At 42.2% G+C, this 16,360-nt stretch carries 16 protein-coding genes; all 16 read right to left on the bottom strand.

What is annotated here, in order from left to right:
* Window positions 1–6 precede the first annotated feature (6 nt).
* Window positions 7–4,554 carry a phage tail spike protein gene (locus P7J49_RS09520; RefSeq protein ID WP_408570538.1) on the bottom strand — a complete coding sequence of 1,516 codons (4,548 nt, stop codon included), beginning with the start codon at window positions 4,552–4,554 and terminating at the stop codon, window positions 7–9.
* Window positions 4,554–5,276: a phage tail protein gene (locus tag P7J49_RS09525; protein WP_408570539.1), complete on the bottom strand. Its 723-nt coding sequence runs from the start codon at window positions 5,274–5,276 to the stop codon at window positions 4,554–4,556. Before P7J49_RS09525 ends, P7J49_RS09520 begins: the two co-directional genes overlap by 1 nt.
* Window positions 5,273–8,131: a phage tail tape measure protein gene (locus tag P7J49_RS09530; protein ID WP_408570540.1), complete on the bottom strand. Its 2,859-nt coding sequence runs from the start codon at window positions 8,129–8,131 to the stop codon at window positions 5,273–5,275. Before P7J49_RS09530 ends, P7J49_RS09525 begins: the two co-directional genes overlap by 4 nt.
* A gap of 182 nt (window positions 8,132–8,313) precedes the next feature.
* Window positions 8,314–8,733, bottom strand: a complete 420-nt coding sequence (locus P7J49_RS09535) for a hypothetical protein (RefSeq protein WP_024407624.1) — start codon at window positions 8,731–8,733, stop codon at window positions 8,314–8,316.
* A 10-nt stretch (window positions 8,734–8,743) separates the two neighbouring features.
* The gene (locus P7J49_RS09540; RefSeq protein ID WP_024376948.1) at window positions 8,744–9,313 is read right to left on the bottom strand and encodes a major tail protein; all 570 of its coding nucleotides are present in this window, start codon (window positions 9,311–9,313) and stop codon (window positions 8,744–8,746) included.
* 1 nt (window position 9,314) lies between these two features.
* The gene (locus P7J49_RS09545) at window positions 9,315–9,641 is read right to left on the bottom strand and encodes a hypothetical protein (protein ID WP_172054712.1); all 327 of its coding nucleotides are present in this window, start codon (window positions 9,639–9,641) and stop codon (window positions 9,315–9,317) included.
* Between the two features lie 6 nt (window positions 9,642–9,647).
* Window positions 9,648–10,016 carry an HK97 gp10 family phage protein gene (locus P7J49_RS09550; protein ID WP_014636344.1) on the bottom strand — a complete coding sequence of 123 codons (369 nt, stop codon included), beginning with the start codon at window positions 10,014–10,016 and terminating at the stop codon, window positions 9,648–9,650.
* Window positions 10,009–10,347, bottom strand: coding sequence for a head-tail adaptor protein (locus P7J49_RS09555; protein WP_408570541.1), 339 nt, complete (start codon window positions 10,345–10,347; stop codon window positions 10,009–10,011). The genes P7J49_RS09550 and P7J49_RS09555 overlap by 8 nt, the downstream gene beginning before the upstream one ends.
* On the bottom strand, window positions 10,347–10,604 hold the full coding sequence (locus P7J49_RS09560) for a head-tail connector protein (RefSeq protein ID WP_044752897.1): 258 nt from the start codon (window positions 10,602–10,604) through the stop codon (window positions 10,347–10,349). Before P7J49_RS09560 ends, P7J49_RS09555 begins: the two co-directional genes overlap by 1 nt.
* 2 nt (window positions 10,605–10,606) lie before the next feature.
* The gene (locus P7J49_RS09565) at window positions 10,607–11,812 is read right to left on the bottom strand and encodes a phage major capsid protein (RefSeq protein WP_408570542.1); all 1,206 of its coding nucleotides are present in this window, start codon (window positions 11,810–11,812) and stop codon (window positions 10,607–10,609) included.
* Between the two features lie 18 nt (window positions 11,813–11,830).
* Window positions 11,831–12,526 (bottom strand): head maturation protease, ClpP-related, encoded by a 696-nt coding sequence (locus P7J49_RS09570; protein WP_408570543.1) that lies wholly within the window; start codon window positions 12,524–12,526, stop codon window positions 11,831–11,833.
* Window positions 12,519–13,802 carry a phage portal protein gene (locus tag P7J49_RS09575; RefSeq protein WP_408570546.1) on the bottom strand — a complete coding sequence of 428 codons (1,284 nt, stop codon included), beginning with the start codon at window positions 13,800–13,802 and terminating at the stop codon, window positions 12,519–12,521. Before P7J49_RS09575 ends, P7J49_RS09570 begins: the two co-directional genes overlap by 8 nt.
* Window positions 13,803–13,859: 57 nt before the next feature.
* Entirely contained in the window at window positions 13,860–14,204 is a 345-nt protein-coding gene (locus tag P7J49_RS09580) for a hypothetical protein (RefSeq protein ID WP_014636338.1), read from the bottom strand.
* Window positions 14,205–14,340: 136 nt separating this feature from the next.
* A complete protein-coding gene (locus tag P7J49_RS09585; protein WP_014636337.1) occupies window positions 14,341–14,679 on the bottom strand; it encodes a type II toxin-antitoxin system RelE/ParE family toxin in 339 nt (112 codons plus the stop codon).
* Complete coding sequence (locus tag P7J49_RS09590; protein WP_014636336.1) at window positions 14,679–14,981, bottom strand: type II toxin-antitoxin system RelB/DinJ family antitoxin; 303 nt, start codon at window positions 14,979–14,981, stop codon at window positions 14,679–14,681. The genes P7J49_RS09585 and P7J49_RS09590 overlap by 1 nt, the downstream gene beginning before the upstream one ends.
* 59 nt (window positions 14,982–15,040) lie before the next feature.
* A partial coding sequence (locus P7J49_RS09595) for a terminase large subunit (protein ID WP_408570544.1) occupies window positions 15,041–16,360 on the bottom strand: 1,320 nt, incomplete at its 5' end.

Raw genomic sequence — 16,360 nt, forward strand, 5'->3', positions numbered from 1 at the left:
ACTCCTTTATTTAATCGTATCCCACGTCAAGATGACGTCACCTCGACCTGTGATGTTTACTAAGTGTTTAAAATTGTGATTGAATTGATGAAGAACATCTTTTAGACTGACATAGGTTGTCCCATTTCGATAGATGCGGATATCTCCGATATTCAAGATAGAACTTGGTCGGTCGGATGCTTTAAAGGCATCAATACTCAGTCGGTTAGGCAAGGTTACTATTTCCCATCCATCTGGATTGGTATATGGAGCACTAGCTAAACGTACTTTATCACCTACCACATCAATTTGGTCGGTATCAGTACCGTTCCATGCTCGAATCCCTACAAAGCCACCGTCATTGGCATTCCAGTTGTTCCATCGATTCGAACCGATAATTGTTACACCACATGGCTTACCATTTGATGTTCCTGTCTCAAAGGAAACCCATTGGTGAGGATATCCGCTAACCTCTCGAGAAATGGATGGAGAGTTGGTATAGAACTTAATGTTTCCAAGTGATAGATTGATTTTCATAGCTCCGTTGATTGCTGACAAAATACCGCCTGAAATTTTGTTGGCAGATAGGGTTACTGACTGCACTTGGGTTATAAAGGCAGACTTGGCAAACAACTGCTTGAGATAGGCATCTGTTGCCATAAACTTGGTAAAGAATGCTTGGTCAACCTTTAACTTATCCGCAGTGATTGCTTCTGCTCCAATTCGAGCTGCTGATATAATCCCTGACGTAATCTTTCCTGCATCAAGACTGGCAATCTTTCCGCTCGCAATCACTCCATCTTGGATATAAGTTGTGCCTGTAATTTGGACGAGTTTTCCATCGATTTTGACGGTTCCATCTTTATTGAGATTTAGTTGGTTCAAAACTGTGCCTGCACTGGTCAAATTTCGAACCGACCACGACCCTGCAAGTGTTGAAACCTGCGTTTGAATGGCAGTTACTGTGGCAGTTGTCGCTCGACTTGTTTCTAGATTGCCAACTCGTGTCACAATCCCATTAGCCGTTTGAACAACCTGACTGATTTGGTTGGTGTGATCTCCAATGGTCCGAGTGTGACTACTTACAGTATCCCGCACTTCATGAAAGGCGCTCACTGTCGTAAAGTCGTCTAATGATGGTGTCCAATAGTCTGGAAAGATATCACCAGTTGATACCATTAAAGCTCTCACATGGAACTTACCTGTTTTAACTCCATCAATTCTAACTTGAAGTTCAAAACCTTTAGAGTGTTGGTACATCTCTTGAGTGATGGTAGAGGTTAGTTTAATTAACCGATAGTTGTTACCCGTCGCCAGATTACTGCTCCATTTATTGTAGAAAGGGTGATACAAATTCCAGTAGTTCCATGTCCAAGCATTTTGACTATCCAAAATTGGACCTTGAAGTTTCATAGTACGAGTCGTCACCGCAGGGTCAAAGGTAATCTCATCTGCTGAGATATGAACATATAAATGTACTTTTGACCCAATATAAATGCCGCTGCCATCTCCAAATTGAACTCTCCCTAAAGAGGCTACCCAGTTGCTTGTGGCATTTATCGTCTGATAAGCACCCCATCTATCCGAAGTACCAGCTATCAAATTACGATGTGAAACCGAGGTTGGGATTCTGCTTTCCGTTTGACTGATTCGTTGAGTGAAACTATCAGAGGTTGTTTTGACCAAGTTCTGCACACTGGTTGTCGTCGCATAGGGTTGTAACGAACTGCTGGTTAGATAGCCACGACCAGTAATATTGGAATCAACCTGATACTTAGTTTGGTAGCCTTTTGAGTTTATGGCAGATTCAACTTGCGTACTCGTCAGTCGTTGCTCAATTTGCCCAGCCTGTGTGCGGATAGTGGTTTCTGCACTTGCTACTCGACTAGTCAAGCTATTAAAATCTGTCTTTGCAACTTTCTGTGAGATGGCGTCATTGGCAATCCTTAAATCTGCCTTTGTTTGAGTAATCTGACTTGCGTTTGCATTGGCCTTAGCCAAGGCATTGTCAGCGGTTGTTTTGACCCCCTCAAGAACTGTCTTATCAGCCTTAAGCAAGATTGATTGTTGCGACTGTTGGATGGATGTAGTATGTCCCTCAACAGTTCGTTTCAAGTAATTGAAATCCGTTTGACTAACCTTTGATGATACATCCGAAACTAATTGTCGAACCTGTGTCTCACTACTAGAAATCTTTCCATTTGCCTCGGTTAATCTTGTAGAAACCTGCTCCACACCAGAAGCCGTTTGAGTGATGAGTGTCCGTTGGGTGGTCAATTCACCAGCAATATCTGCTGGGTTTTCTGAATACCCTGTATCCAGTGAACTTTTTGCTACTTTCAATCCTGCCACATAGAATTTATTGCCATTTGGGATGGTGCTTGCATTGTACTCCGTTCGAAATTGGAGTGAACCATCAGATATGACATGAACTGTTTTCCAGTAGCGTTTCCAGTCACTTGTGACGGATATAATATCGTCCGATTCCCTCACTCTTGCGACTGGAGCACGATAGACACTCGAACCAGTCCAAATCGCTGAAACTTTGATGGAAGAAAGTGGCTGATTCGCTTTGGCATAAAAGCTAAAAGTAATGACATCTCCTGCTTTCACAACAATATTCTGATGACTTCCGTTATAACCCGCTTGGGTCGAACGAACAACCAGTCCCCTAAAATTCTTCGTTTCAGTGGACCAATTGTTTCCTAAATGCCAGGCATTTCCTTTATTCGACCAATCACGAGTACCAGTCATCAAATTGAGGCCATCTAGGCTAGTTGGAATTTTCGCATCCACTTGACTGATTTCAGTTGTTATGCGATTCCCCAATTGCGTAATCGATGACTCGGCAGTTTCGATTCTCTGTTTTGCTTGGTTAAAATCACTGGTTTTAACTCGCTGAGAAATTTGGTCTGCTTGTACTTGAATCATGGATTCTGCACCGGTTACTCGACCAGTCAGACTATCCACCAGTTGCTTACTCGCAAGAAGTTTTATATCCTCCTTGGTTTGCGAGAGATTGGTACTGACAGTTGCCAACTGTCCACCTAATAGTGATTTTGCTACATCAACCAATCGACTAGCTTCAGAGATAGCTTGTGATTTAGCTGTCGCAATTTTGGACTCTGTCTGACTACGCTCCGTTGAAGTCAGTCGGTTAGCTTCTTGAATGGCATCAAGCTTGGCTTGTTCTGCCCTTCTGAGGGCTTCAGTTGCCCCAGTTTGAGCCTGTTCTGCCTTCAGTTTGGCTTCTGTGGCTAAGTTGGTATTTACCCCAGCCTTCGCCAATAAATCACGAGTTGTGCGTTGCTGCTCCTCTTCCTGTTGCCGCATCTGTTGGTGAATAGTTGAAAGTTCACTGTCAATGCTTGCCTTTAATCGATCCGCATAGACCTCCCCATGACTTTGAGCCTGTTCGATAGCATTATCAATGGCTACTTGACGTTTCTCAAATTCCGCATCAAATGCTCTGTTGGCATTATCCATGGCAATTTCAACGGCAACATCCTCGCTCCGCCTATTCCCATCAAGAAGATTATTTGCTAGGTTAGTCAAGCTAAAGCCAGTTATACCTGTACCGATACTTGCCTTATCATCAAAAGTGATAGAGCGGTAATTCTTAGCTAAAGGATCATAATCATAAGCGATGGCTTTCTTCCTCACATCAATGCCGTGTAGCTTGCTTTTTATAGTTACGGTATCGCCTAGATGAACCGTTTGACCATCTAACTCAAATGCCTCAATGATGATGGCATCTTTTGGCTTATCAATTCCCTCTAAGCGAAACTTGCTACTAGCCCACTCTATTAACTCTTGACGAGTTCTGACACTATTATTTGTATAGGTCACTTCATTGATGAAAGGATAGGAGTCTATCAACGGACTGTCTACAGTGACTTGAAGTACAGTCTCCCTATCCTGCCCCTCTTGCTTGAAGCTTGAAGTGGCATGGATACGAGTGATAATCTGTGAACTTTCTTTGGTTCGTTGATACTTCTTCAAATTGTAGTGAGTAGAGATGACTACCCCACGGTCCTGTCCTCGCTCACTCTTAATTGATAAGGCAAGGTTATCTCGAACCAGTTCTCCCTCCCAAGTTCCAAGGATAGAGTGTTTACCATCCAGTAGTGTGGAGTAAAGCGTCTGTTCCTTGTCTGTTGTATAGGTTCTATTCTTGACAATATCACTTGTAAAAGAAAAATCTCCAAGCGGAGACTTACTTGCCATGACCATGCTTGATAAGGCAGTTGCACAGGGTACCTGTTCACACCTAAATGGCGATACCAACCTAGTCATGACGTCATCTGATATATGATAGGCCACAACTTCAAGACTGGTGTCCCCTTCGATGACTTTCTTTATCCGAAACAACTGATGTCCCAATACTGGAACTGGGCTACGAACGAGGTAGTCCTCTTTTAACTCTCGAAATAGTCCGCTGTCTGTGATCGGATAGGTAAAGTTCAGGACAAAATCCCCATTCAAGGTTTCTTTAACGCTTGCCTTAATGGTCTCTTGGAGTGGTTTACCATGCCATTTTGCCGTTCGAACAGTTTTGTCCAATAATGATAACACTAAGCCCACCCCCAATTCATTTCTATTGTTAATGATGTGATACCAGCACCTAAGACAACTCCAACCGAGTCATTTCTGCCTGCATCAATGGAAATAAAATCGCCAGACCATTTTACAGGCTGACCTCTTTGTGTTTTAAAACTTGGCTGACTAGGATTATTATCCATAATGAGTGTTTCTTGTAATCTCTCCAAGCGGATGACATCATTCCCAATCGTAAAGCTAGTTTCACTACTCGAGTTGCCACTTATGGTAATCTTTGGAAAAGCGATGGCTGAACCTCGACATCGCAAAACACCACTGGTTCTAAACACCTGCGAGGTTGTCATTTTGAACCACTTGGTTGGGTGACACGAGAAAGTGACCTTAAGCTCATACACCCCCAACTTATCCTTTTGAACTGGAGTATGGTGAACCTTGTAACACCAAAAGCGTATGGTCTTGAAACTAGCGTTCTCAAGCCAGAATCCTTCTTTCAAAAATAGCTTCAAAAAGGAAAATAGCTGTTCTTCACTAGGTTTAACAAGATAGAGGGTATAGTTCAGTTCCATGACACTTCTGCGAGGATTGGTTTGAAGAACCGCACCTGACAGACCTTGGTGTTCTATCAATTGCGTCTTACTTTCACTAACTGTGATAGAAGGGCTATCTTCCACGATTACCTTAAAAGGGAAACTAGCCGTGGACACTCCACCAATGGTTAATGCATTATGTCTAATCATGGTTTCACTCCTCTCAATCCTTGCTGACGTTCTAATTCATAAACGAGTTTCTCTCCAACCATCTCCGCAAGTCGGTGAAGGTCAGTTTCTTCCCTTACCGTATTTCCAGTAATGGTGATGTGAGTGGTTGGGAGATTGCTTGTCATGGTCTTTGCAATTCCTCGACCAATTGCCCCCAATGTATGTTCATTCAAAGGCAAGACTGCTTCTTTTCCAGCCTCACCCCCTACCATTAGACTATTGCCGTTTACCCCAAATGCGGTTGGTTTGGTTAAAATTCCTCCTTTGGCATACCAATCAATGGAGATTCTTGGAATACCCCCCTTTAACCAATCCAGTGGATTTGCTGAACCTGATACTCGAAAATGAGGAAGGGGAATATGTGGCCATCTGATTTGGAAGTTAAAGAGATTTTTAATAGCATTGATGGCATTACTCACGGCATCTCTTGCACCATTGATAGCATTAGAAATGGTATTTTTCACACCATTCCAAACAGATGAAACCGTATTAGATATACCATTCAAGATGTTGGATACAGTACTACTGATACCGTTCCAGATAGTTGAAACAGTTGAACCAATCGCAGATAGGACACTGGATATTGTCGATTGAATAGCTGACCATATAGTTGAAATAACAGAACTAATGGCAGATAGTACATTTGAGATTGTATTCTTAATACCCGTCCAAGCAGTTAAGATGTACTGGGCGATGAAATTGAGAGCTAAGGAAATAAGGGATGTAATTCCCTCCCACACCGTTGAAAGTACCTGCTTAATCGTTTCCCAAGCACCCGCCCAATCACCAGTTATGACTTGCATCACAGCTTTAATGATTCCAAGAACCACATTGATAGCTGTTTCAACCACTATTTTTATCATTTCCCAAGCGGCTGTAATGATGAGTTTGATATTCTCCCAACTTGCTTGGATGAGCGGTCCAAGAATAGTCATCACCGTTTGAATAACCGTAGTGATGGCATTCCATACCGTAGTTGCAGCATTTAGAATCAATTGCTGGTTTTCAGTCCACCATGTGGTTAGCGTTCCCCAGATGGACATAACAAAACTAGAAATCTGCTGGATGATCATGGTCAGAAAGGCATAGATACTATTCCAGATTTCCATCACAGTCGTTCGAAAGCCTTCGTGATTCGTCCAGAGTTCTTTTAACCCAACAATCAGTAAAGTAATGGCAGCTACAATACCAACAATAATCCCCACAATCGGCAAAAAAGCCGTTATCATTCCAACAACGGTTGTCCCCATAGCGGCTGCCGCAACCTGTAAGCCCAAGAAAACTGGAAGTAACATCCCTACCACGGCTAAAATACCTGTGAAGATAATGACGACTTCCTTGATGGGACTGGATAAGTTGGTAAACCAAGTCGCTAGTTGACTAACAATGTCTGCCAAACTTTGGAAGACTGGAATAAGCATCTCCAGAATCGGTTGACCGATTGCTGCTAGAGCATTAGTTCCAGACTGTCTTAAGTTACCCAGAACGTTTTCCAGTCCGTCTGATTCCCTTGCAGCTTGTCCCAAGGCTCCAGAGAGTTCATTGCCGTCCTCTACCATTTGAAGGAGGGTTAACTGCTTCTGAGCTTCTGATAGTTCATTGAAGGACTTTCCATAGAGCTTGTTCGCCGCTGCATTACGAGTGGTTTCTGTCGCAGAAATACCTAGAGCTGCGTCATTTTCATAGTTTCCTTTGAGGAAGGATTGCAGGTTTTCGGTGACTTCTTCGATGGATTTGTCGTAAAATGCTGCCCCATCAGCCGCTGCTCTGGTGGCACGAGTGGTCAGATCCAAAGCCTGAGCCGTATCCATCCCAGAGGTTTTGGCAAAGGAAGCCATCTGAGTGAAGGAGCCTTGAAGACGCTCTGGAACAATGTCCATCTCTTCCCCAATCTTATTTAGGGCATCCTTAGCAGCATTCTCCATATCCCCAAAGACGGTAGAGAATTGGGCATTGCTGGCTTGAAGTTGAGCTGCCGCAGACATGGACTCTGTCCCGACTTCGAAGATTTTCTGAGAGATGTCTGCTAGCTTCTCACTGGTCGCTTGAAGTGCCTCAGCCCGAATGGTGTCAGACATGGCTTTCATGCCATCTTGAGCACCATCGGCAGAGGATTTGGTCTGATCCATCTCGTTGTTCAGGTTATTGAGAGCGGTCTTTGCTTGATTCAACTCAGCTTCCATCTTATTGGCTTCAATGGAATTCTCACCATATTCCCTCTTTGTCAAGGCTAGTTGCTTTTCGAGATTGGAAATTTGTTTAGAAACAATTTCTGACTGTGCTCCAATCTTTTGTTGGGCTATGGCATTGCGTTCTGCTTCGGAACTATTGGATGACAAAGCACTTTCTTGTAAATCAAATTGCGACGTGACCTTGTTCATCTCACTTGCTAACTGCCCCTGCTCCACTTGGAGTTTTTCTAATTGTTGAGCCGCTGAACTACTGGCTCGACCGTGATTCTCAAGTGTTGATGACACATCAGCTAACTTAGTTTCATAGGACGTTAGCAGCCTTTGAGTAGTTTCCACCTCACGTTGAAAGGCACGGTACTGGTCTGCCCCAATATCCCCAGCCTTAAATTGAGCTTCCACCTGTGATTGGGCTTGACGGAGCGTTGCCAATTTTTCTTTGGTTGTCTCGACTTGTTTTGCCAAGACTTCCTGCTTTTGAGTAAGGAGGGTGACATTGCCTGTATCAAACTTGAGAGCCTTATCAATTTGTCTTAGTTCTTTGGTAGCTTCAGATGCTTGTTTGTTCACACCCTTTAGGGCATCTTGTAAGGGTTGGGTATCGCCACCAATTTCAATTGTAATCCCCTTTATGTTTCCAGCCATAGTCCCTCCTTTCTACCATCAGAAATTATCAAAATCAGCTTGAGTTGCCGGGCGTGTTTGAGAAGTTTCTCGAGTACGCATCTCCACATAGTCCGTTTGATAGTCAAGTGCCATTCCAATAGAGATATGTTTTAAATCGTCAATGGTCAGACCAGTCTCCTTACAACAGGAGAAATAACTCTCTACTGTGAAGATTTCTTCACTCGCTGTTTCTGTTTCATCTGCTTTTTTCTGGTTGACATCCCTTGGTTCAACATATTCATCAAGACAGGGGCTACTTCCTGAACTGGAAATTCCTCCAATTCCATGAAGAAATCCACAAAAGGTTTCACACGAGGATTGGCAGATTTGGCAAAAACCCAAAAAAGACGATGGAAAAAGGTCATATCAAAGTCAGATAAGATAGACACATCAACCTGACTTGCCTTGAGTTCTTCCCCTTCCTCCAGCTGGTCTAGCTTATCCAAGATAGCTTGACTATTGACCATAGAAAAGAGATCTTGGAAATAGTCCTTACCAAACTGCTCTTTATAAGCAATTGGTGTGTAGGCATTGGTTGCTAACTCGTAGGTTGTTCCTGCTATGGTAATACTTTCTCTCATTGCCTACTCCTTACTTACGAGGTTCAAAAACTGCCTTGAACCAGTTTTGACGAATCTCATCACTCGTTTCCTCCGTTGTTCGTCGACGTACAACCTTATCAAGAGGGCGAGGACTGGCAGTAAAGGTCAACTCTACCTCATTGATATCTGAACCAGACTTGGTTTTTGAACCAACTGTCGGTCGAGATGCGTAACAATAATACAAAACGTGTAATGTTTCTTTTTTATCCCCTTCAAAACGGAACATCAACGCAAAATTTTTCTTTTCGCTGTTTGCGATTTCTGAAATGGTATTTGTCGTCGCATCCAACTGTTCTCCAAGGACTCGAGTCAAAAATTCTTGCGTTAGAAGAGCAACTTTTAGCGTTCCTTCATAACCATCGTTTGACTCAGTAGTATAAAAATTGATATTGTCTGCCTTATAAGAACCCTTGTCGCCTGTTGGTTCTAGGGTTAATTCTGCAGCACCACGAAGGCGTTCTACATTGCCGTATGTCAACGCACCATCAGAACCTTCGCTTGTAACTTCTGCCCAATGGACATCTTGTAGTCCAAAGGTGACCTTATTCTTTTCAGCCATATTATCCTCCATGTAATGTGATGTAATAGGTTACTTGGTAGAGTTTCTCAGATGAGATATAGGTCTCTACTTTTTCAAAATAAATAAGGTGGCTGTCTAATAATGACTCCACCTTTTGTTCAGCTGCTAAATCTTTCTTTATGGTATAGAGTTCCAATTGCAGATTATTTTGCTTATGATAAGTCCAATTGTCTGCACCATGATTATCTGAATCAGTGACCAAATAAACCATATACGGTGGTCTTGGACGACTCCCTTCTTCAAAATGATGGTAGGCGAGTGGGAGCTGTAATTCTTTGAGAATGGAGTACATTTCGCTCAGTAACATGTCATATCACACTCGCTTTCTCAGCTTTTCTTCTAAGGATTGTATTGCTTGTTTCTCAACGGGTGCGATATGCTTAATTCCCTCAACTCGCCCACCAGAGCTTTTGGCATGACCATTTTCTAAAAGATGTGTCAGGCCAGGCGTTCGATTATGAATGGTCTTGGTTAAACCTGTACTGGTATCAATCGTTGCTTTACTCTTCCACCCTTTGGCATAGGAACCACTCTTTCTAGGAGATGTTGCTTTCAAGGTTTCGATGGATTCCTCGGTGACTTCCTCTACAACTTCACGCATCACCTCTGTTGTATCCTCTACAAACTCCGCCAGCTCATTTGCGATGGCAATTTCTAGTGCATCCAGTCCAATTTTAGTCAAATCTCTCCTCCTTAATGGCGACGATGTAAATCAGTTGTCGTGGCACTGTATCTCCATCAATAGACTCAATCCCATAAGTTTGACCTCGAAATAGAATGTGTGTCGTTAAGGAATGAAGTGCAAGAATTGCCTTTTCATACCTGAGAGTGAACTGGACTTTCTCATGTTCCAGTTTCGTCACACTCCCATCCCTTTCGGTCAAGGTGAGAGGACGACAAGAGCACCACCGTTCAAATAAAGGTATCCATGTCGATGTTTCATTACCAATCTCATCTTGAACAATCTGTCGAATCTGAAATGACAAGCGTTCCCTCAACGGTGCAATCTTCATCAGAACACATCCTTTCGTTCAGCCAACAACAAATGGTAGAGAGTCTCTTTCAACTCCTTATGATTGGCATCTTCTCTGTGTTCATAAAGATAGGCAACCCCATAAAGGATTGCCATCTTTAGAACGTCTGAATAAATTGATTGTCGCAAAATATCTTCGCAGAGTTGTTGACTGGTTTCAAGTAACTGCTCAATCAGTCCATCCTCATCATCATGTTCCACTTTGAGATACTGTTTTGCTTCTGCTAAACTAACCATGACTACTTAGCCTTTACTGTTAGTGTCTTCACGGCTTCAGGTAGGACTAACTTACCATCAACACGTTGTGAAGCAAGAAAACCAATCTGTCCATTATTGGCATAGAGTTCGTTCAAACGTTTGAAGGTACGTCCCTGACGGTCCGCAATCCAATAATATGAGAAATCACCAAATGCAATGGCCTTGTTTCCTGCTTCAGGAAGTGGGGCAAAGGTTGATGTATAGTATGGACGATTTAGAATCAAATCTGGTTGTCCAGCTTGAGTGGATGGCTGCCAAATGTAATTGCCATTATTATCTTTGAGTTTACGGATAGCTTTGACAGTCGTATCATGTAAAATCCAAACTGCGTTCTTACGATATGGTGCTGGTAGAGAATGATACAATTCAATCATGTCATCAAAGGTAATATCCTTTGTAGCAGTCGTTGGACCTGTAACTTCTGCCTGAGTAAAGATACCTGTCGGTTTCTTAGAACCATCCCCAATCAAGAATGCCTTTTCTTCTTCCGTACCAATTCGACGAGCAAATTCAGCTGTCATATAGGATTCAAGGTCAAAGACTGAATCGTTTAGCAACTCTTCTGAAATACGAATAGCAGTCCCAATCTTATGAGAGTCTAGTGTCACCTGACCAAAGGTTTCTTCCGTTTCAGGATAAAGACCATTTTCATCCATCCATGAGGCTGAACCGTGTCCTGTCACAACAGGGATCTTACGTTCACCACTAGATGTTCTGATAACAGTCGCAAGGCTACGGAAGAAATTCTCTTCTTGTAATCCTTGAACTAGTTTCTTCTCATACTCATCAGGAACCAGATGACCACCTTCGGTGTCTTCTCCTACTCGAAGGACGTCTTTGACATCAAAGAAGTGACGCTTACGAACACTTGTCCAAAAAATCTTGGCATAGCTATCTGAAGCGACACCTTTCTTTTCCTCTTCAGTAGTCTTGTCATTCAAAACTGTAGTGGGTTGCCCAATTAAAGCCTGTGACGCTGGTTGAGCAAGTTCAAGGTCAATCTTTTCTTGTCGCTCCAATCGTGCAATCTCTTGATTGTAGAGGTTGATTTTTGCTTCCATGTCATCATAGCGTTTGGAATCTTCCTCAGATACAAGTCCATCTTCTGTTCGAACAGAATCAAGGAAGGTTTTTGCTTGTTGCCAAGCTAGGTTACGTTTCTCTTTCAATTCAAGTAATGTAGACATCAGTTCATATTCCTTTCGTTATTTGAGCAAATTCAATCGTTTTTCCAACTGATTGATAGGGATTGTTTTCTTTGGTTGTTGGACTTCAAGCTTCGCCTGCATTTTGACAAGTAAATCTTGTTGGGCAGCAGTTCGACTGAAAGAATAACTCTCAATATCCATTCCATGTTCCTCTTGTTTGTCAAAGAGAATCTTGTCCGCAAAGCCCAGTTCAACAGCCTTTTTGGCATTGAACCACGACTCCGAATCCATTAGATGCGAAAGCTTAGTTCTTGACAGTCCTGTTCTTAGTTCATAGGCATTGATGATGGATTCCTTAATTTCTCCCAACATTTCAATGACCTTCTGCATGTCTTTGGCTTCACCTTGTGCCACAGTCCAAGGATTGTGTATCATCATCATGGCAACAGGACTCATAGAAACCGTTGTACCTGCCATGGCAATGACACTAGCAGCACTTGCGGCTAATCCATCAATCACTACATGGACATCACCTTTGTAATCCATCAACATGTTATAGATTTGAGCAGCCGCAAAAACATCACCCCCTGGACTATTAATCCAGAGGGTGATGTCTCCGTTTCCTGCATGTAAATCATTTTTAAATACTTGTGGCGTGACTTCATCGCCAAACCACGTCTCATCAGCAATCTGTCCTTCAATACGAAGTGTTCGATCACTATCATCTTCTGTAAAATTCCAAAACTTATGCATTCATATCCTCCTCAGATTGAGTTTCTTGTTCTACTGGTCCTTGTTTCATAAAGCCACCCGCATCCTTCAGTTTCGTCATATTTCCGTTTATCAAGTAGAGATTGCCACCCTCCTCATCTGAAAGGAGGTTCAAGTCCTCAAGTTCACGTATATCATTCGTCGATAGCCAGCCATTTTGTCTCCCAATCGCATAGCCGTTCATCCGACTCTGATAATCGCCACGAAGAAGACCATCCACATTAAACTTCACAAAGTAGGTTTTCTTTTCTTCGGGTAAAAAAAGAGACCTCTTGAAAGCCTGTTCGAGACGAACTACCCAAGGGTCTAAGGTATATTTAACAAATTCTAGAGATTGTTGCTCAATATTTGAAAATGAGGATTTCTCCAAGTCGCCAACCATATGAGGTGGAATGCGGAAGAGCCTTGCAATTTCATTGATTTGGAATTTTCTAGTTTGGAGAAACTGGGCTTCTTCAGGTGGAATGCCTACTTGAGTGTATTTCATCCCTTCCTCAAGAACTGCCACTTTATGGGCATTGGTTACCCCATTGTAAACTGCATTCCATGAATCTCTCACTCGTTTGGGATCCTTGAGAATACCTGGGTGTTCCAAAACACCTCCAGGATTTGCACCATTTTTAAAGAATGATGCCCCATAGTTTTCCGTAGCCAAGGTCATACCAATGGCATTTTTTGCAAGGGCAATTGGAGAATAACCTATTAAGCCATCAAAACCCAGACCAGGAACATGGAGAACATCTTCTGCTCTCAAGATAGCATCTCCCTTTTCTTTAAAGTTTGGATTTTCCTCTGACTGACGCTTGTATTTGTAATAGAGCTTACCACTCTCGTCCCGATGTACAGACATTTTATCTGGCAATAACGGATAAAGACTAATAACCTGTCCACTTCTATCTCGGATAATCTGGACATAGGCATTGCCCCATATCAATAGATGGGTCATCAAGGTTTCTCTAAAAACAAAGGATGACATCTCAGGGTTAGGTTCATCATGCAAGAGAAAATAAAGGGGATGTTCCACCTTTTTCTCCTTTCCAGTTGCCGTTCTCTCATAGACGTGAATAGGTAGTGAAGCTACTGCTTCAGCTAAGATACGGACACAAGCATAAACAGCTGTCGTCTGCATAGCTTTAAACTCATCCACATTTTCCCCACTGGTCGTTCGTCCAAACAGATAGGAAAAGTCCTGACCTTCATAACTATTTCGTGGCTTATCTCTAGCCCGCTTACGTCCCAGTAAATCTAGTAGTCCTATAGTTCCTCCTTTTGAGTACGAAAAAAGCACCTCGATTGAAGTGCTTATCGTTTGTTCTTAGATGTTTTTCATCTCTCCTTCTTCAAGAAGATACCATGTTCTATCACTTTCTTGAAAAAGATAAATGTAATCTGCCAGGGTATCCTCTGCCAATTGACTGATGTCACCGATGAAACGATGTTGCTGGGCATTCCCCTGTAAGTCATCGTGTTCAATTTTGTCAAGACTATCTTCAAGCTGAATGATATCACCTTTCTGAAGTAATGCACGAATTTCTTTGCTTGATTTAAAGTGTTTCTTTAGAAGTTCCCCAGTGTATTCTGGATATCCTTCATACGCTACCTCGATTGTTTGTGCTGTATGGTTTTTCGTCAATAATCCAATCCGTGCTTTTGTTGCCATTGTTTTGTTCCCCTCTTCTTTTTGTAGTCACATATTACCGTAGAAGCAAGGACTTATCAAGTCATTTTGGCGATATTATCAACTATTTTTTGAACACTTTGAATAGAAAAAGCACCTCCGCTTGGAGATGCCAATATTAGTTCACATCATTATCTTCTGCGATATCTCTCAATAATGCATCAATGTTAGAAGTACCATGTAATACTCGAAGTACAGTTACAACCTCTCCAACAAAACGATAAAATATAACATAGTTTTTAACAATAAGTTTTCGAATCACAATACCCTCACTCTCAAACCCTTCAAGAATAGGACAACGTTCTGGAAACGTTGATAAGGATTTGATGGATTGTTCAAAGAGATGGATATTTTTATCTGCTGTTAAGGGTGATTGTAGCTCTATCGCAATAAAGCGATAAATGGCAGTCAAATCGTCACTGGCTTGTTTTGTCAATCTCACGGGATATTCAATCATTAATTTACCCCTTTAATACCTTTGAAAAAATCTTCCGCCAATATCGTTTCTTCATGATCCGCTGAGTGATAGCTCTGCACCAACAGGTCTTTCAATTCACCAGCAGACAGTGGTGAGACATCCACAGAAGAAGGTGCTTGTGGTAAGGCAATATCAAACGGAATGCTTCGTGTCATAGAAACCTGCTTTAATAGTAGGGTAATCAATGTAGACATAGGCATTCCAAGCTCTTTCAAGACACTTTCTGCATTTAATTTATCATCCGAATCAACACGTACATTTAAAGTGGCTGTTTTTCCCATACTACTTCTCCTTTGAATTTTGTACTGCAATTGTAACGTATTTTGCTTTATTTTGTCAACTAAAAACTCAATATACCACGTTCATCATAAACACTTCCTTCTTCGGTTTGGTGACGAATACAACGGTCCAGCCCCATAATGAGTGCAACAATACCGTCAATCTTCTCGACTGACTTTTCCTTATCAGGCTTAATATTGCCAGCAGGGTCTTGTCTCATGACTACGTTTTGTCCCATCCATTTCAGAACTGGATGCCCACCATGTTGAATCTTGCCTTCCATCATAAGTTTATAGAGTTCCTTTGATGGTGGACTCATATCCTTGTATCCCTGACCGAAAGGCACCATGGTCAAGCCCATTCCTTCTAGATTCTGAACCATCTGTGTCGCATTCCAACGGTCATAGGCTATCTCCTTGATATGATAGATTTCCGATAAGTCTTCAATAAATTTTTCGATAAAACCATAATGAACGACATTACCTTCTGTAGTTTTGATGTAACCCTGACGCTCCCAAACATCATATAGAACATGGTCACGTCGACATCTAAGCTCCAATGTATCCTCAGGTAGCCAGAAAAATGGCAGAACGATATAATTCTCCTCTTCAAATCTAGGAGGGAACACCAAGACTAAAGCCGTTATATCTGACGTACTAGAAAGGTCTAAACCTGCATAACAGCTACGACCCTTGAGACTTTCATATTGGATGGGATCATTTCCCTTCGCATAAACATGTTCTGGAATCCAAGCAACACTTGAGCTTGTCCACATATTTAGACGGAGCTGCTTAAATACATTCTCTTCTGCAGGATTGTCTAGTGCCTGTTGGTAGGCTTCTCGAACTCGGTCAATCCCAATAGTATGCCCTAATGAAGGGTTGGCTTTGAGCCAGTTAGCTTCATCATTCCAATCATCTTCATCAGATAAACCATAAACCACTGGATAGAATGAAGTGTCCTTCTTTCTACCATTCAGAATATCCAATGCTTTGGTATGTAACTCATAACAGATAGAGTTTCTATCCGTTCCAGCTGTTGTGATAATAAAAAAGAGGGGTTGTTCCCTTGCGTCTCCTGACCCCTTGGTCAATACATCATACAAATGACGATTAGGCTGAGCGTGGATTTCATCAAAGACTAAGCCAGAAACGTTTAGTCCATGTTTTGTCCCAGTCTCTGCGGAGAGAACTTGGTAAAAACCAGCGTTAGAATAATTTACAATACGCTTGGTTGCTCCCATTATCTTTGAACGCTTTTCCAAAGGGCGACTCATCTGCACCATTTGCTTGGCTACATCAAACACGATTGACGCTTGGTTTCGGTCACAAGCCGCACCATAAACTTCTGCACTGGCTTCATTATCCGCATATAGTAGATA

Source organism: Streptococcus suis (assembly GCF_046032515.1).
In the GTDB taxonomy this organism is placed as follows: Bacteria; Bacillota; Bacilli; order Lactobacillales; family Streptococcaceae; genus Streptococcus; species Streptococcus suis_AL.